The sequence below is a fragment of the Bifidobacterium asteroides genome (assembly GCF_019469425.1).
In the GTDB taxonomy this organism is placed as follows: Bacteria; Actinomycetota; Actinomycetes; order Actinomycetales; family Bifidobacteriaceae; genus Bombiscardovia; species Bombiscardovia asteroides_I.
On the sequence record NZ_CP048272.1, the window covers coordinates 1,938,800 to 1,961,333 of the forward strand.

The following is a 22,534-nucleotide window of genomic DNA, read 5'->3' on the forward strand; positions in this document are numbered from 1 at the left end:
CATGGCAACTACAACCATCATCGAATACCTGGACGGGACCAGCGGCTCCGTCACGGTAAGCCTGTTCGACAAGATGCAGGCGGAAAAGTACGGCAAAGCAGCCGGCTGGGGCAACGTTCAGGAATCGCCCATCGAATCCTTCACCTATGCCACCTACTTTGCCCTGCGCCGGTCTCATCAGCTCACGGACGGCCAAGGTTTTGAAGATTGGGCCCAGACCGTCGAGGACATCGACCAGCGCAGGGAGACCGATACCCCTTTGCCTGCTGGCCCTCCGGAAGCCTCTCTGAGTTGAGCGTGGTCCTCGCCGCCCGTTTCGGAGGAACTCCGTGGGAATGGCGGCGAGAAACACATCCCGACGAGCGGGACCTAGGCACGGCGGCATGGCTGCTGGAAGAAGAACAGGAAATGCAGGAGGAGGCAGCAAATGGCTAAGAGCGCAATACTTGCGGTTAAGATCATTGGCGATTCCAGCAGCGCCAGCAAAGCCATGGGCAGCGCCGCGCAATCGGCAAGCGGTTTCGCTGCGAAGATGGGAGCAGTGTCCGGCATCGTCCAGAATGTCGCCTCCAAAGCATTCAACGTTCTCAGGTCCTCGGTGGACAGCGCGGTCAGCCGCGTGGACACCATGAACAACTTCCCTAAGATTATGCAGAACCTCGGCTATAGCTCCCAGGAGGCCACTGCCTCGATCCAGAAGATGAGCGATAAGCTCTCCGGCCTGCCGACCAGCCTGGACGAGATGGCCGGCATGACTCAGAAACTGGCCCCCCTCACCGGCGGACTGGGCAAGGCCACCGACCTGTCCCTGGCACTGAACAACGCCCTGCTGGCCGGCGGAAAGGGTACAGCCGTGGCCGCAAATGCCATGGAGCAGTATTCACAAATGCTGGCCAACGGGAAACCAGACCTACAATCCTGGCGGAGCATGACCGATGCGATGCCCGGCCAAATGAACCAGTTGGCCATCGCGATCCTTGGTGCCGGCCACAACTCCATGGACCTGTACGAGTCCATGAAATCCGGTACCACCACGTTCGGCCAGTTCAACGATGCCATCCTGCAGCTCAACGACCACGGCATCAACGGGTTCGCATCCTTCAGCAAACAAGCCAAGGACGCCACTAACGGCATCGCCACCAGCGCGCAGAATATGAAAACGGCCGTCGTCCGCGGCCTCGGCAATGCTATCGCTAAAGTCTCCCCGTTCCTGACCGACATGATGGGCAAGGCCACCCAGGGCATCAACGATGCCTCGAAACTGGCAGCCGACGGTATCGGGAAGATTACCGACTACGTGCAGAACTCGGGCCTGGGAAGCGCCGTGCAATCAATCATCACGGATGCCAAGACCTATATTGGGCCGGCCCTCGAATTCGTTAAAAGCAACGTACATGATGCCTTCGAAGCCCTCTCGCAGTCCGCCGGTCCCGCGATGGCCGGCGTCAAAAGCGCCTTCAAGGCCGTCGCCGACGTCATGGCACCTTTCGTGGATGCCATCATCGGTGCCAAGAACCAGTTCAGCGACATGCATCTGGACACCGGAATGTGGACGCTGGCGAAGGATACCATCAGCGGCACCGGCCGCGCTCTCGAAGCGGTCGGCGGGTTTGTGTCTAGGTACAAGGACCCATTCCAGGCCTTGGCCGTGAGTGTCGGCGCCATAGGCGGGGCCTTCCTGGCGGGCAAGTTGGCTATAGCAGCATGGAATGGGGTGCTGGGGGCATGGAACGCCATCACACGGATAGCGACAGCAGCCCAAGCGGCGTTCAACGTGGTCATGAACATGAACCCCATCATGCTAGTGGTTGTGGCTGTTGCCGCCTTGACCGCCGGCCTGGCTTACTTCTTCGCAAAGACGCAGACCGGCCAGCGAATATGGGAGGCTTTCACCTCTTTTCTCAGCTCATCCATCGCCAACATCCGAGCTTGGTTCGGCCAGGCCGGCGATTGGATCACCGAGAAATGGCAGGGTGTGCAGGCGTTCTTCTCCGGCATTCCAGGAACGATAGGCGGTTTCTTCGCCGGCATCGGATCTCTTCTAAGTCAGCCTTTCAATGCAGCCAGCTCCTGGGCGCAATCGAAATGGGAGGGGCTTACAAGTTGGTTCGCTGGAGTCCCAGGAAGAATCGCGGGCTTCTTCGGCGGCATCGCAGACACGCTGACTGCCCCCTTCCGCGCTGCCGTGAACGGCATCAAGAGCATATGGAACAGCACAGTAGGGGGTTTCGGATTCGACGTACCGGACTGGGTGCCTGCCGTCGGCGGCAAAAGCTTCAAAATTCCCAAGCTAGCCTCTGGAGGCATACTGCGCGCAGCCGGCACGGTCATGGTCGGCGAAGCTGGGCCAGAACTGCTAACCCTGCCCCGAGGAGCGCAGGTGACCCCCCTCAGCCGCACCTCCTACAACCTCGGCCCGTCCATACCCAACAAGTCCCCCATTATCATCAACCTCACAGTTAACGGCATCCTCGACGGCGAGGACGGCGCCAAGAAAATCAGGAAAATACTCAACGACTATGCGGGGCACCGCCGATGAGACAACCCTTCCTGTTCATCGACCGCGGCCATGGTTGGGAGAATCTGACCGGGCACGAGAGCGGAGTATGCGCACTTACCGACTTCACGGTGGACTGGGGCACCGATGAACCCACTACGCAGCCAGAAGTCAACGTCCTGAAGTTCCGCCTACTGGATCGCACCGGGACAGTAGCCGGAAACAGCTCAAGCCTGGCCGGCGCCAAGGTATGGATACAACTGACCCGCATGCCATTGTGGGCGGACCTCAACGCCGAAGAGAAGTGGCAGGACAACGACACAACATGGCGAGACTTCCATCTCTGCCATGTGCCCGACCCGACGCTGCCGCCCGATCCGACTGCCTTGACCATCTTCAAGGGCACGATGAGCACAGGCGGGACAATTGAACAGCTGAGCGACGGCCGCTATATGCTCAACCTGTATGCCAATTCGACGTTGGTGCGCGCCAGCAGGACAACCCAGCAAGGTCCTGTGTCGTCCGACCCTGCATTGGCGGGGTACCACTGGGCAGTGCCGGCTGGCCAGCGCATAGACGAGATACAGCGGCGCCTGGAATCGCTGGGCTGCCCGCCGCTTTCTGACGCTACGGTGCATTGGCTAAAGGGCAGAAACCTCGACCTCGCGCCCTATGACACCTCGTCCTTCCCTGACCTGACCACGGTCCTTTACGGGATAGCGGCAGCCGACCCAGACCTGCCCTTATACTACGAGACCCATGAGCATGGCAGCGAAACAATCGAAGCTGTCCATGCCGGCGCAAAAGCATTCATAACCCTGCACGCCAACGGTACTCTGACGGTCACCTGCGCAGGCCACACCGAGCAAGTGGTTTCAGGTGGCGACATAACGGTTGATAGCCACACTCTCACCCTTCCCGACCCGGTGAGCCAGGTCATCATCAAAGGCAAAAAGGTCGAGTGGCAGGATTCTGAACAGCATTTGACCTTTAGCGATGACGAGATTCACCTATCCGATCGCGGACGACTCCCCACGAACCTGAAGGAGACCATCGCCTCGGTCAGCGCCGAAACGGACGCCATCATCACCGACGCATCGGAGGGGCACTACAAGGGGAAGGTATGGCAGCCCACCGAGGGGCAACGCGAACAATGGGCCGATTGGCTTCAGGCAGCCTCCCTACGCCTGCGTCCCGTGAAAATCACCGCCAGCAGCAGGTTCATCGACATAGACGACTTCGAACAGCAGCTCCAGCCGTCCGCAAGCCTCTGGGCGTTCGTGTCCAACCGATACACAAAATTGCTCAGTGACGACGGCAGCCCCGCCACGTCGGGCGCCTGGCTCGCCACCGGAGGGACCCTGACCTTCACATGGCAGGGGAATGAACCCACCATTTCAAACGAAATATCGATCCATCCGCTGCCGATGATCCCACCCACCATGAGCCATTGGCAGGACCTGACCCCCATCACACTGCCCTGGACCGCCCTGCCCATTACCTGGGGCGAGTTCTCGCAAATCACCTACTTCCAACGATAGGAGACACCATGCTGGAAACACCACGTCATCACATTAAGTACCCCGCCGGAACTGACCTTGTTAAAAACGCCAGCTCTCAGTTCCAGGCGATGGCGGAAAGCATCGACAACACCCTCGATGTCTTGCCAGCACAAGTTGCCGATGCTGTTACAACAGCAGCAGCTAATACAAAAAAATGGAGAGACGAAGCTGCTTCCTTTGCAGCAACATCAGGGAATTTACAGGACAATGGCTTAGCAGCTTTAATCAGGCGCGCTGGCTCGGAGACCAGGCGGGCTCTATATGGGGGTTCTTGCCTTTTTATTGGCGACTCATACACTGAGGGGCTACGAGCTTCAAGCCCATCCCAACGATGGAGCACCCTGCTGGCACAGTCTATGGGCTGGACTGAATATAACTTCGCTTCTGGTGGCAGCGGGTACAGCATACCTGGTTCCGGCGGCAGAACATTCTTGCAACAAGCCCAATACGCCAAAAGTCGTGGCGTGAACCCGGATATCGTAATCGTGGCCGGCGGTCGTAACGATGGCTCAACCAGTGTCGAAAATTCAGCGAAGAGTTTGTTTGATGCTTGCCGCGCCAACTGGCCCGCTGCGAAAATTATAGCAATTCCCATCATGTGGGATTGCCGGCCAGTCACAAGCGATGCGTTAGCCCGTGCAAGCGAAATACGGTCAGCCGCGAATGTCGAAGGCGCCACCGTCGTTTGGGATGCCTGGACTTGGCTATACGGACGGCAGGACTTGATATATGATCTTGGCGGCGGCAACCTTGACATGCACCCCAACAATGCTGGTTACGCGGTTATCGCCAGATTCGTTCGCCAAGTGCTTTTAGGCGGGCCCTCGACTGTAAGTTTCCGCCGGCAACCTTTGCCTTCACGCAACAACAGTCAACCGACGACTGCTAGTGTACAAATCGTTGATGGCATGGTTCACATCCAGGGCCAATTTGACTCTCCGAGCTCGGTTTTCTCCGGCTGGGACTTCACTACCATTCCGGCCCCAGCCAGGCCAGCGTCCGATCGATATGTTCTCGGATACACGGCCGGCGGCGCGACACCCCTGCTCATCAAAATCTCAGCTCCAGACGGCGTCTGCACGATCAACAACATATACGGGTCAGCAGGCAAAGGCGTCGGCCTGCCAGATGTCTGCTGGCCGGTGTCCCAATGAGCGAGACAGTGGTGGTGGCAATCGTTGGATCGGCCGGCGTTGTGCTGGGAGGAATCATACAGGCGGTGGCATCAGCAGCCCGCGACAAGCTGGAAGCCTACCGTCTAGCCCAACAGATGCAGAACGATAACGCCTTGCTTTGGCAATGGAACCGAGAGCTCGTAGATCATATATATCGACGAGCCCCTCCACCTCCCCCAGGGCCTCCTGATGGACTGTTCAACCATGACTGAAAGGGCAGAATGTGCGATATTAACCAATTAATCGACCGGATGCGCTACTGGTGTGAATCCGTGAGCCTCGGATATAGCCAGGCAGACCGATGGAATATCCGCCCCGGAGGCAACTGCGATTGCTCCAGCCTCGTAGTCCATTGCCTGCAAGAAGCGGGCTTTGACACGGGGAAAGCCACTACCACCATGAATCTAAGTTCTGAGCTCACGGCAAGAGGCTGGCTGCGGCTGCGCCCTGATGGCAATCCAAAGCCGGGTGACTTATTGCTCAACGACAAGCAGCATGTGGCGGTATATCTAGGCCACGGTTTATTAGCTCAAGCATCTATCTCTGAGAATGGCGGGATTAACGGCCTTCCAGGCGATCAGACCGGCGGCGAAACAAACGTGGCTCCCTATTACGACTATCCCTGGAATGCATATCTCCGATACGGAGGAGAAACAATGAAGTATGACACCTTCGACTCGAATTGGACTCGCGACAGAGCCCAAGAGGGCGCAGAGAAGGCTATCGATAAAAAAATGACGGACGAGTGGCACACAAACTGGTTACGGGATCGCGTCCAGGAAGGTGCGCAAAAGGCACTTATACTGCAAACCGGTCTTGACGGTCGTAACGTCTTGGACGGTGTCATCCAGGCCCGCAACGAAATCGCCGAGCTTAAGACCCTTATTACAGCGCAAGGAGCGACTATAGACACCCTGGCCAGGGCAGTCGGGGCGAATCCAGCCGACATCGCGGCCACGGTCCAGCAGGCGGTCAAGAACAAGCTCGACCAACTGCATATCACTGTCGAGGAGGTCAAGCCATGAGCGACCCGAAGCATTCTGCAGGACCCGCCGAGGAATATAAGCCGCTGTTCAGCGAACGGACCAGGACCGCCATCTATATTGTGGCCATGGCCCTGGTCATCATCGGCAGCGGGGTACACAGCTTCGCCAACCCTGCCCTGGGCGACTGGCTGACCACGGTGGGCGGCTATCTCGCCGCCGGTTTCGGAGTCGTCTATAACCCCATGCGCATGGCCGGCAAATAGGTCAGCTGACCAGCCTGGCACCCGCCAGAGCGGCCCTGAGCCGCGAATCGGGCATGGCTACGTACCTCTGCGTTGTCTCGACCGACTCGTGCCCCAGCAGCCTGCTTACCAGGTACAGGTCGTGGGTCTCCTGGTAGGTCATTGTGGCGTACCGGTGGCGGAGGCTGTGGGCGGTCCATTCGCCGCCCAGCAGGCGGGCGACGTGCTTGCCTACATAGCTGGCTTCTACGTGCCCTGACCAGCGGCCGGGCAGCAGCCAGCCATGCCGGTCGATGATCTTCTGGGCCAGGTCGTCAGGCAGGGGGACCAGGCGTTGCTTGTCGCCCTTGCCGTGGACTATGAGGGTCCGGCCCAGCAGGTCGTCCATGACGTCGTCGCTGCGCACCCGGGCTATCTCGGCCCGCCGCAACCCGCATTCGGCGGCCAGCCTAATCATGAGCGTCTCAGTTTCGTTGGCTTTGCTCAGCGCGACCAGGATGACCCGGTCGGGGCATGGTCTCGGATGTGCGTGGGGCCGCCGGATACTGGGCAGATCCTTGGATATGTCCTGCTCGGCCCGGCCTGACCTATAAAGCCATCCGAAAAAGGATGAGGCGGCGTTCCTGTACCCTTTACGGGTCTCCGGCTTCCAGTCTCCCGCCGCGAACCAGTGCACCAGCTCTTCTGCGGTGACATTTTGCGGCGACCCTCTCAAGTCGTTACTGAGCTTCGTGAGCTGCCGGCGCCTGGTGTCGACACTCAGGGCAGAGAGACTGCCGGCCTGGAGGGTTTCAATCCATTTATCTATGCATTCGCGCCATTGGGGCGCAGGGGCTTTCTTCCTTGACATGAAGCCATGTCATCACGCGGTTAAAATGAACTCGCAGGGTTCGCCGCCGGGGCGGTGAACCTGTGACCTCTGGGTCAGTAACCCAGAGGTCACAGGTTCAAATCCTGACCCCGCTACTAATAGGCTCGGAATTGTTTGGATTCCGAGCCTTTGTTTTTCTGTCTCAGCGTATATGCAGCAGATCAGCAGCTGGCCCATGATGCAGCCAGGCATAGATGGACCGCCAGACTACGAAATCAGAGAAATCCGCCTACATCCATCCCTTCACATGACTGCACGGTTCACGGTCTCAGGATTCTATCGCCTTCGACTTCTTTACTTCGTCGAACTTGGCCTTCATGGTCTCATTGTTTCTAGTCAGCCTTCGTATGGTCACGTCCTGTGCCTTGTTGTTGGCCAGACGAAGCTGGTTCTCGGAGCCCAGCAAGGCGTCCTTGATCTTGTTCAGATGATTGATGGATTTGTCGATCTCCTCCACTGCATTCTTGAACTTTTTCGAGGCAATTTCGTAATTGCGGCCAAAAGCACTCTTGAAGGAGTCCAGCTCTTCCTCAAAATGCGTTATATCGATGTTCTGCGCCCTCTCTTCTTCAAGTTCATCCTTGTATTGCAGGGAGTTCTTGGCAGCGTCCCGGAGCAGGGTGATTATCGGAATGAAAAACTGCGGGCGGACGACATACATTTTCTCATAGCGATAGGAGACGTCCACGATGCCCGTGTTGTACAGGTCGCTGTCAGGCTCCAGCAGGGAGACCAAGATGGCATACTCACAGTGCTTCTCACGCCTGTCCTTGTCGAGCTCCTTGAAAAAGTCCTCGTTCTTGTGCTTGGTGGAGGTGGTGTCCATCTCGTTCTTCATCTCGAACATGATGGACACGATCTCCGTGCCCGAATCGTCCTTGTCGCGGAAGATGAAGTCGCCCTTGCTGCCCGTCCTCGCATCGTTGTCCTTCTCAAAGTAGGCATTGGGAAAAGCCGTGGACCGTAGCTTGTTGAACTCGATCTGGCAATGCTGCTCAAGCGTCTCCCCCACCATCTTGGTGGACAGCTTCGCCTTCAGATCACGCAGCCGTTCAATCTGATCGTCACGGTCCTGGATCTGGATCTCGTAACGCTCTTTAAGGGACTTGGCCTCGACTTTGCTCTGCAGCTCAGCCTTGTCAAGGCTGCTCTTCAATTCCGCTATCTCGGAATCCTTGTCCGCGACGACCGCCTGCAGCTGCGACTTCAGCTGCTCCTTGGAGAGCTTCTCCTCTGACTCTTTCTCAAGCTGCAGCCTCTCAAGTTTGCCCTTGAAATCATCACGCTCCTTCTGCACCGGACTCATAGCCTGAGCGAGTTCCTGCTTCTTCTGCAACTCAAAAGTATCAAGCTGATTCTGCAATTTGACGATCTCAGCCTCTTTGTCCGCAGCCGCCTTCTGGAGCTCGCTCTTGGAATTAGCCTCTGCTAGATCAAGCGCCTGCTGCTTCTCCGACTCGGCCTTGTCCAGCTTGGCACTCAGATCCTCTTTCTCCTTCTCGACCTTCCTCAGGGCCTCTGAAACAGCCAGTTCCTTAGCGGCTTGCTCGGATTCCAGCTTTGCCTGCAACTCCTGTATCTGGGCATCCTTGGCGCTTTTGGTCTTCTGCAAGGTTTGCTCGGCCTGCGCCTGGTCCAATTCACGAATCTTGTCATTCTCTCGTTCAGCCTGTTCAAGCCGTTCATGAAGCTGCCTATCAAAATCCTTGTCACGAACCTGCTTCAAAATATCGGCATATCCGGCCTCGTCAATGGTGAATGCGGTTCTACATTTGGGGCAAATAATCTCAGGCATATGCAACCTTTTCTTTCCGAACCTATGTCGAAAACTACCCTTGCTCTGAGCAGTCTGCACTGAAAGCCGAGTACCTACGATACTTAATGGAAACTATATTTGATCTATATCAACGTCACTACAAGGATTCAATAATCATGGGCCAGGTGATGATCTTGCGGATTGCGCCGCAGGCCCGGCGATAGTCCCCCGCCTGCCTCGCAGCCTCAAAAGCGATTTTTACGATCGACTCTTCAACTCCAGCCGCCTCGGCAATCCACAGCAACGATGCAGCATTCTCCAACTTGTTAAAACATTTTTTTGCACTATCATTTGGCCTCCGCCGGGAATATGCGCCCGCCCCATGGGTTGCATTATCTGCAAACCACTGCACCATATGCTGTTTTTCCGTTCTTGCATGCCTATCCGGCGAATTACCCACCTCGCGAAGATACGTATCGGAATACCGATAGTGCGAGCGCTTGAAACGCAACAAACGCGAAAAAACAACGCAGCTCATATCATTTCCACGTGCCAAGTGGGCCCTCTTCATTAAAGGTTAACTACATCTTTTGTCTTGATTATATCAGCGGAAAATAGTGGCATGCACAGTTGGCAATTAGTCTGGGGATTGCTCAAACCGCATCTATGAGACTGCTCGCACACCGCATTGCACCTACAAACTCATCCTAGAAAGAGCGATATAAGCAGTCTCAAGTTTGGCATGCTGGACCTCTTACAGAGGTAGATCTACAGGAGTTTTTTCGCTCTAGCCTTTTTGGATATTGACTGCTCGCGTGACTGTTGAGCTGATCTTTAATTTTGAAGTGATTTTTTATAAAACCACTTCTTTATAGATGCACGTCTTTGCTTAGATCGCTATTAAGATTGCCTGACCGTACGAAAGTATCGGACCCATGCTCCACGGATACTTAATCCTAGACGAAAACAGTAGCAGTTCGATCTAGTTTAATAATATAAATATTCAGGCACGGTTATCATGCTTCCCCTAGCCATATAGTTGCTATATAATTGCAATAGCAGAGTTACGAAATCACTGTGATTCATAGTGATGATAGAAAAAAGATTGAAATAATCAAGTAAATTTTAACTGTGAATAAGGGGCAAAGCAATGCAACAATTCTCCGTTGATGCGCAAATGGAAATAATTGTTCCACCCATCAATCAGCCTTATACGAAGTCGTCACTTGCTATCGATTTCATGGCTGAGAACAAAGAAGCTAAAAAAGATAATTACGAACGAATCACCATTTCATGATTCTGGTATGTGTGATGTAGCTTGGCGAACACATGGTCCAGCTAAAAACAAGACATGTCTTTGCGCTATTTCCCGGAAAGGGCAATACAATTTGTTCTTCTATTTCTCATAATCCCGATACTCCTAAAACCTGCTATTTCATCAGTCAGTCTCTTCCCCAATTGAATACAATCGCAGAAAGCAGAGTGCATTTATTCTCTTATTATGTCTGTCCTAAAAATTATCATATCTATTAGTCATACCGTGGGATTTATACCATGGTAAAGGAATTCAAATCCGCTGTGCCCACTGACCATAGCACTTCTTTGCTTAATGAAGCTAAACTATCCATAAGCGGGACCCCCGTATATCTGTCTTTATGGTTAAGGGCGATTGAATGATGCAGCAATGACGGAAGCACTATAAGAGTTAAACGATGTACTTCCATTACTCTTTTTAACGTGCATTTTGAAAAGCTCGCTTGAACTTAAATTGAAGTATAATAGTATGGTTGCACGGTCGATTTCAATGGCGCATTAACGTTGTAATTTCCAAATTGAACTGACTCGGAGCGTATCAAAGCAGGCTTCAGCGTCCATCAAGCAAGAACTTCTGAGGAGCAAAGCACTCATCTGTCCACATTATAAAAACGCCATATTCCTCCCCTCATCTTATACAGCTTCAAACGGCCAAGCCGGGTGGAGCTTTAGACAGACTATCGAGGTGGCTTGCAACGTTGATAGACCAGTGGCCAATGTGTTACGTGCTGCTTAAGACCGTGAACAGTAAAGCTATGTCTCGGAGTTTCGAACTGATCAATCCGCCCAAAAGGCCTGCTCCTGCACTTGGCACTAAGGGCAATAGAAACAAAGAGTGAGATTCAAATTCTGGCCTACGGCCAACGAATTGCAGAAATGTACAGAATATGAGTTTCTGCACGATTGCCTTAACCGCGTTGTTAAACACGCAGTCAAGCACAGATCATCTTCTGCTCAGTGGCCTAACCTCTACAACCCTCTCGTAGGTAGACTTCCACCGACTCGAACTTGCTAGCATGATTGCATCTGCACCAAAGAAGGACAAAAGGACTCGAATGCTATACACACAACTGGGCAAAACGGACATCAACATATCGAAGATCTGCGTGGGGTGCATGAGCTTCGGCAAGCCAGGCACCATGCACGACTGGACACTGGATGAGGAAGGGACTGACGCCGTCGTTGCGCATGCACTCGATCTGGGCATCACGTTCTTCGATACAGCCAACGGCTACTCCGCCGGGACCAGTGAGGAATATCTGGGGAAGGCGCTTAGGAGGCATACAAGCCGCGATCGGGTGGTCATTGCATCCAAGGTCTATTTCAATGAGGGGCGACTTTCATCCAAGGCCATCCATCGGGAGATCGATGGAACACTCAAGCGGCTGGACACCGACTACCTGGATCTCTACATCATTCACAGGTTCGACTATGAAACGCCCATCGAGGAGACTATGGAAGCACTGAACGATCTGGTCAGAGCTGGCAAGGTGCGAGCGCTGGGGGCTTCAGCCATGTACGCCAGCCAGTTTCAGGATATGCAGAAAGTCGCCCAAGACAACGGCTGGACCCCCTTCAGCGCCATGGAGAACCATTACAACCTGCTCTATCGGGAGGACGAGAAGGATCTAATACCCTTCTGAAGAAAGACGGATGTCTCCCTGATGCCCTACAGCCCTCTGGCCGCCGGCCATCTGACACGGCCCACATGGACCGCCGACACCCTGCGCAGCGCGACTGATAAGGTCTCGCGCGGCAAGTATGGCCGGGCCGAGGACAACGACCTGACCATCATCGATCGTGTACAAGAAGTGGCAGAGCAGCACAAGGTTCCTATGGCCCGGGTAGCCATCGCCTGGCAGTGGGCCAAAGGCGTCGCTTCACCAATCATCGGCGCCACCAAGGCCCGTCATCTTGACGATGCCGTGGCTGCGCTGGATTTGGAGCTCACGCCCGAGGAGATCGCCTCCATGGAGGAGGCCTACCTTCCGCATGAGACAGTGGGAGCCATCGGCAGCAATCCTCCTGAAGGCGTGGTATTGCTGGACGCGGAGGAAAAGTAGCGCCGCAGATATTTCCCTAATTTGGTGTCCGTATTTGAGCACGCAGGCAACAATGATCTGATTAACTCACTGCTAATTCATGAATTTATGCCTGTGTCAGATTACGGATCAATGCTGTCTCTGACCTTGCTAGCCTTCCCCTGTGATCATTTTTCGACCAATGTTTAACGAACTCACGATGTCGAAGGAATCTGGCCGCCTTACTTGCTAAGCCTCGACTGCCACATCCTCGTCGCCACCATATCCAAGCTGCACTGAGATGCATGCAGCACTGCGTCTTACAAGCAGACCGAGCTCCTTCATACGCTTGCCAGGCATAAATGTGGCTGCTGCGGATATTGAAATCGCAGCCGTCACTGCGCCAGCACCGTCACGAACAGGGGCGGCCACGCATCTAATGCCAGGCTCATTCTCCTCAAGATCGTAGGCAAACCCCTGCTTGGCGAATTGCTCCATTGCAGCTGCGAAGGCTTTCTCGTTGGCATAGTCGTGTTCTGGTTTGCGATCTTGAAGATTCCTGTCCTGTATGTATTGGGATTGCCAACGGTCAGGATCATCCAATAAAAGGGCTTTGCCGATCCCTGTGAAGGTCAAGGGCATACGGCAGCCGGGCCAAGAGCGAATCTCAATGCCACGGCTGCCGTGGATTTTGTCAAGATATAAAGCCGATCCTGAGTCCTCCACAGCGAGATGCACCGTATCCTTGGCAGTCTGAGCCAGATCAAGCAGAAACGGGCGGGCAACCTCCTGAATCGATATCTCGTTCCTGGCCTGGAAACCCAGCTCGATCAGAGCAGGCCCCAAACGCAAATCCCCATTGCTCTCTTCACGAAGAAAACGCTGGCTGCGAAGAGCTTGTATCAGTCTATGCGCGCTGCTTCTGCTCAGACCTGTCTGTCCAGTTACTTCCTTGAGATTGCGCGCCCCATGCGCGACGGCCCGGAGCACCGCAATCCCATGCATCAGGGTCTGCGTTCCCGCAGGTGCCTTTGTCTCTGCCATATACCGCATTTTAAGGCGTCCCAACCAGGAGAACGAAACCCGTTCAGCCTTATTCATCTGAACAATGACAGCTCTTGTTCCATAGCACGCACATACAGATCGGTGTCTCCGGCGATAGCAATGAAACTTGCCCCCCACTCAAAATACTTTTTCGCTAGCGAGTCATCGAAGGCCAGGGACCCTGCAGCCTTGCCGTGGCGGAGGATGGAATCAAAGGCCTTATGTATAGCATCCTGGACCACAAGGTTGTCGGCATCATCCGGATATCCCAGCGAAGCAGAAAGATCCGCCGGCCCGATGAAGATTCCGTCGATACCATCGACAGCAGCTATGGCATCGATATTTTCCAAAGCCTCCCGACTTTCAACCTGCACGACAATGCACAATTCATCGGTGGCATCACGCATATAATCGGGTATTCGACCCCATTGACCCGATCGTGCCAGGACAGCTCCTACACCACGAATCCCCTCTGGGGCATATCGGACTGCCTTAACCATAAGCTGAGCCTGCTCAGACGTATTGACCATAGGCAGAAGGAGGGTCTGCGCCCCTAGGTCGAGGACCTGCTTGATCATCACAGGATCCGGACTGGCAGGACGCACGATCGGCGTACACGGATACCCGTGCACGGCTCTGAGCTGGTCAAGAATGGTAGTCAGCGTATTCGGACCATGCTCTCCGTCCACCAGCAACCAGTCAAATCCAGAACCAGCCGAGATCTCGGCGGCTGTCGCCGATCCGAAAGCTAGCCATAGCCCGAGTTGCCTACGATGCTCCTTTAAAGCCCTTTTGAATTCATTGTGAGGTATGTTGCACGACATGAAATGCCCTTCCGCATAGTTCTTTTCCTGACACGACCGGAACCGCGACATCGTCCGTCGCCGCTCAGTGCGTGTATGGCCGCTCCAGAGCGCATTCACGATTCAACTCGACGCCGAAACCCGGCTTGTCAAGTTGATTGACAGTAATGACACCATGCTCGGGAACAGGCTCTCCTATCAGGAGCGGATCAAACTGGGGACGAACATGATCCGCCTTCGGAGCAGTCATCAGATATTCGCTGAAGGGCGTGTTTGTAAAGGTGATGACGGCATGGTGGGAATATACGGACGAACCATGAGGAACCACCAATTGTCCATGAGCTCTTGCCAGTGCAGCAATATCCAGTAGGGATGTGATACCGCCGCACCAACCCACATCAGGCTGCAGAATATCGACTCCGGCATCCGAAAGTTCCTTGAACGAACTCAGATTGCCTGTATGCTCACCAGTAGTCATCAGCATGCCCGGAGGCATGTTCCTCTTTAATTCGCGATAGCTCTGTACATCGGCAGCGGGGAAGCACTCCTCCATCCACTTCAATCCATACGGTGCCGCAGCCCGAGCCAGTTTAGTCGCATAGTTCACATCCTGGCTCATCCAGCAATCGAACATAAGCCAGAAATCCGATCCGACTTTCTCGCGCATGTCAGCAAGCATCGCTATATCCTTGCGGATGCCCTCCTCGCCGAAGGCCGAGCTCCAATGCGTCGGCATCTTTCCACCGATAAAGCCCATCTCCTTAGCCAGGTCGGGACGCGCCCCGGTGGCATAAAAATGGATTTCATCCCGGACTGCTCCTCCGAGAATTTTGTAGACAGGCAGTCCAATGACTTTCCCGAGAAGATCCCACAATGCCAGATCCACACAGGAGATCGCGTTTATGACGACACCCCCACCTCCTGAATAGAAAAGAGTCGCATTAGTCATCTGATCATGGATCAACTTAATTTGATCGACTCGTTTGCCCTCAACAAAGCGGCTCAGATGCTTCTCCACGATGAAGCAGCCGATCTGGCCGGCAGTCGAGATAGCGAACCCTGTCGTTCCATCGGAAGCCTCAACTTCAACGACCAGAGTCCCCAATACATTCAATCCAAATGACTGGCGGGACTGCTCATATTCTTTGTACTTGCTCATTGGCGTCGCGATATGGTCATCAATCCAGTGCCCTTTGCCCTGGTCATGGTAATCACCCCCTCCCTGCCCGTGTACTTTGGCCGCAGCACCACCCATGCTGTATGCCCTGATGGATCGTATCGTTGGCAACTTGGTTGAAGACAGCGACATTGCAACCTCCAGTTCTTCGTCATTGAATCGGCTTCTTCTTAGGATTTCAAAACCTATCCGTCGGAAGCCTGATATTCACAGTATCAGAGATGAAATTACATCCCAATATTTGGGAATAATCCTAATAAGATACAGGCGGGAACATTATTGTCACGCAATTATGTGCAACAAGAGTTGTTCCACATATAGGGACGATTACCCAATAGTTGTATACTGGTGTCAATCACTGGTCCACTCGAGCAGAGATGCGTTAACTCAACGCTCCGATCACAGAGGATCGCGACACGTGACCAGATGGGACAAATGCCGCAGACATGCGACTCTCCACTCCTGCACAAAGAGGTCAATATGACAAAAGAGCCAACGATCACAGCGAAACAGGCACGTCTCGACAAGATCATCATTAAGACCACGAAACGCTTGGTTCCTTTCCTGTTGCTCATGTACGTCATGGCGTTCTTCGACCGAAGCAACATCAGCTACGCCCAGCAATCGTACATGGCGGACACTGGGCTCACTGCCCAGGGTTATGCCTTGGGATCGGGATTGTTCTTCGTTATCTATTCCTTCTTAGGAGCACCATCTAATTTGATGATGCGCAAGGTAGGTGCCAGACGATGGCTCACCATACTGACTATTTTGTGGGGGATCGTCGGCACCGGCATGGCCTTTACGCATAATCAAACACAGTTCATCGTCGTGCGAATCCTGCTGGGCGTGGCAGAGGCAGGCTTCTTTCCCGGAGCCATCTATCTAACTACAATCTTCTTCCCCAGGAAACAGCAGGACGAAATCAGAGGACTGTTTTACATGGGGGCTCCTCTGGCCATGATCATCGGCGCGCCAGTGTCCGGTCTGCTACTACAGATGCACGGAATTCTCGGGATGCCTGGGTGGTTCTGGATGTTTCTGATCGAGGGTGTGGCTGCCATAGCCGTGGGAATCGCAGCTTACTTTTATCTGGACGACAGCCCCCGGACAGCAAGATTCCTGGATGCTGGCGAGGGCGAAATCCTGGCCGAGGCTATCGCTCATGACGAAGCAGACACCAAGGACAAGACGGAATCGAGTATGTCCGGGGCTCTCGGTTCATGGCGAGTCTGGGCTCTTTCAATCGTGTACTTTATGATTCAAGTGGGAGTCTACGGAATAACCTTCTACCTCCCTTCTCAGGTTTCTGGATTAATCGGCAAGAAGGTGGGCATGGAGGTCTCTCTGATATCCATGCTCCCCTGGCTTTGCGCACTGATCGGCACCTGGCTGCTCCCCAAATGGTCAACCAAGATCGGTCATCACCACCTCTTCGTCGCCATGATCCTGCTCGTCACTGGTTGCTCCATCACCTTTTCCGCATTCGCCAAACCATTGCCGGCTATCCTGTGTCTGTGCATTGCAGCCACGGGGGTAATCGCCAGTCAGCCCATCTTCTGGAGAATGCCTACCGAGCTTTTGACCGGTGCAGCCTTGGCAGGCGGCATCGGTGTCGTCAACATGGTAGGAGGGTTCGGAGGTTTCTTCGCACCCAACGTAAGGGTATGGTTCGACTCGCTCTTCGGCACTCTCGCCACCGGCAGGGCCGGTCTGGTAGCCTTGGGGGGCTTCGTTCTTGCAGGCGCTCTGATATCCTGGCTGGTAGGTTTATCCGAACACCCAAAGCGCTGATCCCAGCAATCCCATCTATATAGGCCAACGGATTGCATACGGATCAGCAGCAGCCCACCGTTCATCACTGCGGTAACCGCAAAAGAGACAGGCGCACTGCTTCTGAATCCTTGGAAACTTTCGAATCGACCATCCCTGAATCCAGCGCCTGCGCACAGTCGCCATCCGCGTCAGAGCCTTCTGAGGCAGACGCTTCAAGGCTGGCTTGCCCAGCAGCGCCTGGCATGAGGCGGGCGGTCCGCCAAAGGATCATCCGCTTGCACAAATCTTCACTTGGCGTAGTACTCGTCATAGGCCTTCTGCTCCAGCTTGATGCTCTGGTCCAGATTGGCCTTCTTGAGGGTGTCCAGGTACTGATCCCACTCGGCATCTACTCCCCCCTTGGTGGTCCATTGCGCAAACTTGGTCATGGCTGTATTGAGTATGGCCGTGTTGTTGTTCTGCAAAGTGCTGTTGTCGGCAGAAGAGAATTTGAGCCCACCGGGCAGAATGTCACGCTTGGGATCGACGTGGTTGAGAATGGGCTCCAAGGTCTTGACCTGGCCGCGCGCCTCCTGCACATCCGCCGGCAGCTCAATCTTCAGGTCCGGGCGAATCCAGTATGGCGAACCATCGGCCAGGGTCTGCGACCACTTCCATGTCGAAGGATCCTTGGTGGAGTCTGCAGGCGGCAGAATCTTATAGGACTTCTCGCCGGTCTTCCGAATATCCTTGCCCATGTCGCCCCAGAACTGCTGAAGAGACACGTCCTGGCCATAAAGGGCGTTGATCACCTTGAGCACAGCCTCCTTATTCGAAGGCTTGGCTGACATGGCCAAGGCTGATTCGTTGTAATCGTACTTGTCACCCACATGGTCGTAGACCAGTTCATCAGGATTCTGATCAGGCTTGGCCTTGAGCGTCGACATGGTCACGTACTGCTTGGCCAGCTGGGCACCGAACCGATCAGTCGCTGTCCAGCCCCAGGTGAACCCTACCTTGGCGGTGTCCCCCTGGCCGCGGGCGGTGGATTGCGCCGTGGAGTAATCGTGGGTGAAGGCATCCTTGGCGATGACCCCATCCTGCCAGAGCCGGTTCATGAACTGTACGACCTGCTTATATCTGGGATCAGTGAAGAAGGACTTGACCTGACTCTTGTCCACGTAATACCCCTGGGCGCTGCCAAGTGAGGTCACGATTCCCAGGCTGTTAAGAAAGATGACGGGCTCGTTCTTGCCGAATCCGGCCGGGGAGGGCGAATAGAAGTCGAAAGGCACCTCGTCAGCCTCTCCATTTCCGTTGGGATCCTGGGTCTTGAAGGTCTTGAGCACGTTCTCCAGCTCATCCCAGGTGGTCGGAACCTGCAATCCCAGCTTGTCCAGCCACTGCTTGTTGATGAATGTGTGGCTGGCATCGGCCGGCATGATCCCCTTGGCCACTGAGGGCAGAATGTATATGGCTCCGTCCTTCATGGTGACCGATCGTTTGGCGGCCGGATCAATAGTGAACATCTTCTTTACGTTGGGCATCTTGTCCAAGTCCTTGCTCAGATTCTCGAACAGGGTGCTGTAGGTGGCCAGATCGGCCAGAGTAACGCCCTTGAGGATCAGATCCGGCACATCTCCGGCTGCGAACATGGCCTGTTTCTTCTGATCCCAGTCTGAGCTCGCCTCCTGCCAGTGGATCTCGCAGCCGCACTCCTTCTCAACCTGCTTGGGCCAAGCCATCTTGGACATCTTCTGCGTCAAGGGGTGCTTGGCCACAGCTATGGTGACGATGGGCTTGCCCTCGGCATTGGTTTTGGGCTTGCTGGATGAGCCGCCACACCCCGCCAGCAGCATGGACAGGGCGACTATGCCCGCGCCCACTGCAGCCAGATAGGTGCGAATGCCCCCTGGTTCATGGTTTTTCATCATTGCTTCCTTTCTCTCGACTGATGACTGGTTGACCACGGCCATACAGTGCTTCATCTGCGATTGGCCTTGACGCTGCAACGATGAAGCAGGACCAGGCCAGAGCGCGACAGGGCCCGATCAGCCCTTGATAGCCCCGATCATGACTCCTTTGTTGAAGTACTTCTGGATGAAGGGATAGATGACCAGCAGGGGCAGGGTAGAGACGATGATGACCCCATACTTGATCTGGTCGGCGTATTCCTGGCCGTATCCAGCCCCGGAGGTGGCCCCCGATCCGCCCTGGAAAGCCTGATTCGACAGGAGGATGTCCCTGAGCACTATCTGCAGGGGCTGCTTGTCATAGGTGCGGATGTAGACCAAGCCGGTGAAGAAGTCGTTCCAGTGGCCCACCATGTAATAGAGGCCGATGACTGCAACGATAGCGCTGGACAGGGGCAGTACCACGCGGCCGAGATAACGGAACCAGCCTGCGCCGTCGATCTGAGCCGCGTCATGCAGATCCTCGGGAATGCTGGTCTCGAAGAAGGACCGGGCGATGATCAGATTGTAAACGCTGACCGCTCCGGGGATGACGAAGACGGCCCAGGAATCCAGCAGGTCCATCTGCTTGTAGAGCAGGTAGGTAGGAATCAGCCCGCCGTTGATGAACATGGTCACGGTGAAGAAGAGCATGATCAGACGCCGGCCTCGCAGCTCGCGTCGCGAAAGCGCGAAGGCCGCAGGCATGGTGACCACCAAGTTCAATGCAGTGCCGACAACTGTGTACAAGAGGGTATTTCTGTAGCCATTCCAGATGCGTCCATCGCCGAGAATCTGCCGGAATCCGTACAGGGAGAAACCCTTGGGCAGCCAGTTGACCTGCCCGGTATTGACCATGGTCTGGTCAGAGACCGAGGCGATGATGATGAACCATATGGGGTAGATGATGCTGGCGACCACCACAAGGAGGAGAATGACGATGACCGAGTCGGCAAGTCGGTCCTTCCAGCTCTGAGGATGGGTCAGCCGTCGGATACCGCTGCTCTTGATGCCATGGTTGATGCTCATGTCGGCTTCCTTCCGGATTCAGAAGATGCTGGTGTCGGAGATGCGCTTCGAGATTTGATTGGCGGCGACCAGGAAGATCAGATTGATCACCGTATTGAACAGGCCTATAGCCGTCGAGTAGGAGAACTGATTCTGCAAAATGCCGATTTTGTAGGTGTAGGTACTGATGACCTCCGAGGCCGGCAGATTCAAGGTGTTCTGCATAAGGAAGACCTTTTCGAAGCCCACGTTGAGCACACCGCCCATATTGAGGATGAGCAGGATGCCGGCAGTAGGCAGGATGGCGGGAATGTCGATGTAGCGAATCAGCTGGAAGCGACCAGCGCCATCCATTCTGGCCGCCTCATAGAGGGCCGTATCCACCGAGCTTAGAGCCGCCAGGTAGATGATTGAATTCCACCCCATGTGCTGCCAGACTTCGCTGATCCAGTAGATGGGTGTGAAGGCTGCGGGATCACCCATGAAATTGGGATTGACTACATGCAGAAAAGCCAAAAAGCGGGTCAGCAAGCCTGATGAGGGAGCAAGGAAGAGATTGATCATCGCTACAATGACCACGGTGGAGATGAAGTGGGGCATATAGGTGATGGTCTGCACAAATCCCTTGACTTTGCCCGAATGGATCTGGTTGATGAGCAGGGCCAGGATGATGGGTGCAATGAAACCCATGACCAGGGTCCATAGGCTGATGCGGACCGTGTTGATCATCAGCGGCTTGAACATGGGCGAGGCGAAGAACTGACGGAAGTAGTGGAAGCCCACCCATTTGCCGCCGGTCAGGCCCTTGGTGAAGTCGAAATCGCGGAAGGCCAGCTGGATGCCGTACATGGGGCCGTAATGAAATATGGCCACAAAGACGATGGCAGGAAGCACCATCACCCACAAGGGCCAGCAACGATGCGCATATTCGGCGAAGCTCTCGCGACGGAGCCCACGCCTATTCGAAGTCTGTTTCCGCCGATAACGGGATGATCCGCGCTCTGAGTCCAATGCATCCTTGTGCGAGGTCATGACATGTCCCTTCTTCATCGAGTGGGATGCGCAGGAGCCGAAAGGATCAACCTCGATCGCACCTGAAACCGGACCGGACGACCTACGGCCCTAATCCCTATCGGCAACTCCGACACTGGCCATAATAAGAAGAAAGGAAAATTTTGTCAAATAAAAAAGTTTCTTAAAATTAAAGTACGGAAGACTTGCTTGTGTCAGTGAAATTGCGACTGTGCGGCCCTCTGAAACTTTCGACTAGTGGATTTAGAGCGGCACTCTGGTGGAGGCGCGCTGGACAAGCGTGCCCTTGACGCACTCGATACCCTGGTGACCTCGGCCTTCCAGCATATCAGCCAGGCAGCTGGCTGCCCTGGTACCGATGGCCTTCAGGTTCAGGTCGACGCTGGTAAGCGGAGGACGCGAGTTGCCGACAATGACCGTCCGATTGTCAACCCCAACCACCGACACTCTATCCGGCACGGAAATATGCCGATCATGCAGGATATCCAGGCACCCACGGGCTATCTCGTCGTTGCCGCAAGCCACCCCATCGAAGTCGATGCCTTCATCCAGCAAGCCGACCATGGTACTACGCCCAGTCTCCTCGTTCCAGCCTCCATACCGAACTGTACGCACGGCAGCCAACCCGCGGCTATCCAGTTCTGCCATCTCGCCCTTGAGCCGCCTGACCGAGGACTGGAAGGCCGGATCGCCGGCAATCAGCACGATTTTTTTGGATCCTCCCTCGACCAGATGCCGTACCATCAGCCGCCCGATGTCCTCGTTGTCGGTAATGACAGAGCAGTCATGGGGATCCATGGACGCCTGGTTGGCATAGACAACCGGCACCGGGCAGCTGGTCAGCGCTGGCCGCGGATCGGTACGCCATCCCACCATCAGCAGACCTTTGACACCATAGGCCAGCAGATTATCTATATGGTGCTGCTCAAGAGCCGGATCCCTGCCGGCGTTGCACAGAAAAACAGGAATGGACTCGACTCCGAAGTAGCTTTCCGCGCCGATCAGGATGGGCATGGAGAACTGGCCGTCCAGGTCCGAAGTGACCAGGCCCACCGACTTAGGCAGGCTGGGAGGCTGGGACTGCTTTTGACGCTCATTGAGTGAAAAGGAAAGCTCCGCGGCGGCCTTGTACACCTTGGCTCTTGTCGGGCCGCTGACCTGTGCGCTGTTACGGAGCGCCTTGGAGGCTGTGGACACTGCAACCCCCGCCTTGGCAGCCACGTCGGCCAGCGTCACTTTCTTGCTCATCGGATCGCCTCCCGGCTCTTCTGGACTGTGAGCGTCTCCAACTATGGTAATGGAGAGAGATGGCCATCGAGCCCTGCCAGTCTCGCTCATC

Annotated in this window: 18 protein-coding genes and 1 pseudogene; 9 read left to right on the top strand and 10 right to left on the bottom strand. The window is 55.0% G+C overall.

From position 1 onward, the window contains the following. The first annotated feature begins 1 nt into the window (after nucleotide 1). From GYM67_RS08090 to GYM67_RS08115, 6 genes are all read left to right on the top strand, one after another. Complete coding sequence (locus tag GYM67_RS08090) at nucleotides 2-295, top strand: hypothetical protein (RefSeq protein ID WP_220236382.1); 294 nt, start codon at nucleotides 2-4, stop codon at nucleotides 293-295. A 132-nt stretch (nucleotides 296-427) separates the two neighbouring features. Further along, nucleotides 428-2,539, top strand: a complete 2,112-nt coding sequence (locus GYM67_RS08095) for a tape measure protein (RefSeq protein WP_220236383.1) — start codon at nucleotides 428-430, stop codon at nucleotides 2,537-2,539. Further along, nucleotides 2,536-4,038, top strand: a complete 1,503-nt coding sequence (locus tag GYM67_RS08100; protein ID WP_220236384.1) for a hypothetical protein — start codon at nucleotides 2,536-2,538, stop codon at nucleotides 4,036-4,038. The genes GYM67_RS08095 and GYM67_RS08100 overlap by 4 nt, the downstream gene beginning before the upstream one ends. Nucleotides 4,039-4,046: 8 nt before the next feature. Next, nucleotides 4,047-5,213, top strand: coding sequence for an SGNH/GDSL hydrolase family protein (locus tag GYM67_RS08105; protein ID WP_220236385.1), 1,167 nt, complete (start codon nucleotides 4,047-4,049; stop codon nucleotides 5,211-5,213). A gap of 242 nt (nucleotides 5,214-5,455) precedes the next feature. Then, a complete protein-coding gene (locus GYM67_RS08110) occupies nucleotides 5,456-6,259 on the top strand; it encodes an endolysin-like domain-containing protein (protein WP_220236386.1) in 804 nt (267 codons plus the stop codon). Beyond that, nucleotides 6,256-6,483 (top strand): hypothetical protein, encoded by a 228-nt coding sequence (locus GYM67_RS08115; protein WP_220236387.1) that lies wholly within the window; start codon nucleotides 6,256-6,258, stop codon nucleotides 6,481-6,483. Before GYM67_RS08110 ends, GYM67_RS08115 begins: the two co-directional genes overlap by 4 nt. Before the next feature lies 1 nt (nucleotide 6,484). Here GYM67_RS08115 and GYM67_RS08120 read toward each other — a convergent pair whose 3' ends face one another. The 3 genes from GYM67_RS08120 to GYM67_RS08130 all read right to left on the bottom strand — a co-directional run bounded on the left by GYM67_RS08120 (nucleotide 6,485) and on the right by GYM67_RS08130 (nucleotide 9,645). Further along, a complete protein-coding gene (locus GYM67_RS08120) occupies nucleotides 6,485-7,177 on the bottom strand; it encodes a tyrosine-type recombinase/integrase (RefSeq protein ID WP_396019992.1) in 693 nt (230 codons plus the stop codon). A 424-nt stretch (nucleotides 7,178-7,601) separates the two neighbouring features. Further along, nucleotides 7,602-9,128 (bottom strand): DUF2130 domain-containing protein, encoded by a 1,527-nt coding sequence (locus tag GYM67_RS08125; protein ID WP_220236389.1) that lies wholly within the window; start codon nucleotides 9,126-9,128, stop codon nucleotides 7,602-7,604. A 118-nt stretch (nucleotides 9,129-9,246) separates the two neighbouring features. Further along, on the bottom strand, nucleotides 9,247-9,645 hold the full coding sequence (locus tag GYM67_RS08130; RefSeq protein WP_220236390.1) for a hypothetical protein: 399 nt from the start codon (nucleotides 9,643-9,645) through the stop codon (nucleotides 9,247-9,249). A 594-nt stretch (nucleotides 9,646-10,239) separates the two neighbouring features. Here GYM67_RS08130 and GYM67_RS08135 point away from each other — a divergent pair. Together GYM67_RS08135 and GYM67_RS08140 are read left to right on the top strand one after the other, a co-directional pair. Continuing rightward, nucleotides 10,240-10,386, top strand: a complete 147-nt coding sequence (locus GYM67_RS08135) for a hypothetical protein (protein ID WP_220236391.1) — start codon at nucleotides 10,240-10,242, stop codon at nucleotides 10,384-10,386. 1,072 nt (nucleotides 10,387-11,458) lie between these two features. Further along, nucleotides 11,459-12,466: pseudogene (locus tag GYM67_RS08140) on the top strand (aldo/keto reductase). Between the two features lie 207 nt (nucleotides 12,467-12,673). On the opposite strand, the gene GYM67_RS08145 reads toward GYM67_RS08140, so the two are convergent. Genes GYM67_RS08145 through rhmD form a run of 3 tightly spaced genes read right to left on the bottom strand, consistent with a single transcriptional unit; the run spans nucleotide 12,674 to nucleotide 15,580 of the window. Continuing rightward, nucleotides 12,674-13,525 carry an IclR family transcriptional regulator gene (locus GYM67_RS08145; RefSeq protein ID WP_220236392.1) on the bottom strand — a complete coding sequence of 284 codons (852 nt, stop codon included), beginning with the start codon at nucleotides 13,523-13,525 and terminating at the stop codon, nucleotides 12,674-12,676. Next, entirely contained in the window at nucleotides 13,522-14,343 is an 822-nt protein-coding gene (locus GYM67_RS08150; RefSeq protein ID WP_309485630.1) for an HpcH/HpaI aldolase family protein, read from the bottom strand. Before GYM67_RS08150 ends, GYM67_RS08145 begins: the two co-directional genes overlap by 4 nt. A 13-nt stretch (nucleotides 14,344-14,356) precedes the next feature. Continuing rightward, on the bottom strand, nucleotides 14,357-15,580 hold the full coding sequence (gene rhmD / locus GYM67_RS08155; RefSeq protein WP_258561487.1) for an L-rhamnonate dehydratase: 1,224 nt from the start codon (nucleotides 15,578-15,580) through the stop codon (nucleotides 14,357-14,359). A 348-nt stretch (nucleotides 15,581-15,928) separates the two neighbouring features. Here rhmD and GYM67_RS08160 point away from each other — a divergent pair, with 348 nt between their 5' ends. Continuing rightward, nucleotides 15,929-17,242, top strand: a complete 1,314-nt coding sequence (locus tag GYM67_RS08160; protein WP_220236394.1) for an MFS transporter — start codon at nucleotides 15,929-15,931, stop codon at nucleotides 17,240-17,242. 269 nt (nucleotides 17,243-17,511) lie between these two features. Here the strand turns inward: GYM67_RS08160 and GYM67_RS08165 are convergent, their stop codons facing one another. From GYM67_RS08165 to GYM67_RS08180, 4 genes are all read right to left on the bottom strand, one after another. Next, nucleotides 17,512-19,137, bottom strand: a complete 1,626-nt coding sequence (locus GYM67_RS08165) for a type 2 periplasmic-binding domain-containing protein (RefSeq protein ID WP_220236395.1) — start codon at nucleotides 19,135-19,137, stop codon at nucleotides 17,512-17,514. Between the two features lie 117 nt (nucleotides 19,138-19,254). Continuing rightward, nucleotides 19,255-20,184: a carbohydrate ABC transporter permease gene (locus tag GYM67_RS08170; RefSeq protein WP_220236396.1), complete on the bottom strand. Its 930-nt coding sequence runs from the start codon at nucleotides 20,182-20,184 to the stop codon at nucleotides 19,255-19,257. An 18-nt stretch (nucleotides 20,185-20,202) separates the two neighbouring features. Beyond that, on the bottom strand, nucleotides 20,203-21,213 hold the full coding sequence (locus GYM67_RS08175) for an ABC transporter permease (protein WP_258561488.1): 1,011 nt from the start codon (nucleotides 21,211-21,213) through the stop codon (nucleotides 20,203-20,205). 225 nt (nucleotides 21,214-21,438) lie between these two features. Further along, the gene (locus GYM67_RS08180; RefSeq protein WP_220236397.1) at nucleotides 21,439-22,443 is read right to left on the bottom strand and encodes a LacI family DNA-binding transcriptional regulator; all 1,005 of its coding nucleotides are present in this window, start codon (nucleotides 22,441-22,443) and stop codon (nucleotides 21,439-21,441) included. Between the last annotated feature and the right edge of the window lie 91 nt (nucleotides 22,444-22,534).

What these genes read in the sequence shown, in the direction of transcription:
- GYM67_RS08150 (WP_309485630.1), bottom strand. Translation starts at nt 14,343, where the DNA reads ATGTCGCGGTTCCGGTCGTGTCAGGAAAAGAACTATGCGGAAGGGCAT.
- GYM67_RS08180 (WP_220236397.1), bottom strand. Translation starts at nt 22,443, where the DNA reads ATGAGCAAGAAAGTGACGCTGGCCGACGTGGCTGCCAAGGCGGGGGTT.
- GYM67_RS08090 (WP_220236382.1), top strand. Translation starts at nt 2, where the DNA reads ATGGCAACTACAACCATCATCGAATACCTGGACGGGACCAGCGGCTCC.
- GYM67_RS08115 (WP_220236387.1), top strand. Translation starts at nt 6,256, where the DNA reads ATGAGCGACCCGAAGCATTCTGCAGGACCCGCCGAGGAATATAAGCCG.
- GYM67_RS08165 (WP_220236395.1), bottom strand. Translation starts at nt 19,137, where the DNA reads ATGATGAAAAACCATGAACCAGGGGGCATTCGCACCTATCTGGCTGCA.
- GYM67_RS08100 (WP_220236384.1), top strand. Translation starts at nt 2,536, where the DNA reads ATGAGACAACCCTTCCTGTTCATCGACCGCGGCCATGGTTGGGAGAAT.
- GYM67_RS08160 (WP_220236394.1), top strand. Translation starts at nt 15,929, where the DNA reads ATGACAAAAGAGCCAACGATCACAGCGAAACAGGCACGTCTCGACAAG.
- rhmD (WP_258561487.1), bottom strand. Translation starts at nt 15,580, where the DNA reads ATGTCGCTGTCTTCAACCAAGTTGCCAACGATACGATCCATCAGGGCA.
- GYM67_RS08125 (WP_220236389.1), bottom strand. Translation starts at nt 9,128, where the DNA reads ATGCCTGAGATTATTTGCCCCAAATGTAGAACCGCATTCACCATTGAC.
- GYM67_RS08095 (WP_220236383.1), top strand. Translation starts at nt 428, where the DNA reads ATGGCTAAGAGCGCAATACTTGCGGTTAAGATCATTGGCGATTCCAGC.
- GYM67_RS08110 (WP_220236386.1), top strand. Translation starts at nt 5,456, where the DNA reads ATGTGCGATATTAACCAATTAATCGACCGGATGCGCTACTGGTGTGAA.
- GYM67_RS08135 (WP_220236391.1), top strand. Translation starts at nt 10,240, where the DNA reads ATGCAACAATTCTCCGTTGATGCGCAAATGGAAATAATTGTTCCACCC.
- GYM67_RS08145 (WP_220236392.1), bottom strand. Translation starts at nt 13,525, where the DNA reads ATGAATAAGGCTGAACGGGTTTCGTTCTCCTGGTTGGGACGCCTTAAA.
- GYM67_RS08170 (WP_220236396.1), bottom strand. Translation starts at nt 20,184, where the DNA reads ATGAGCATCAACCATGGCATCAAGAGCAGCGGTATCCGACGGCTGACC.
- GYM67_RS08105 (WP_220236385.1), top strand. Translation starts at nt 4,047, where the DNA reads ATGCTGGAAACACCACGTCATCACATTAAGTACCCCGCCGGAACTGAC.
- GYM67_RS08175 (WP_258561488.1), bottom strand. Translation starts at nt 21,213, where the DNA reads ATGAAGAAGGGACATGTCATGACCTCGCACAAGGATGCATTGGACTCA.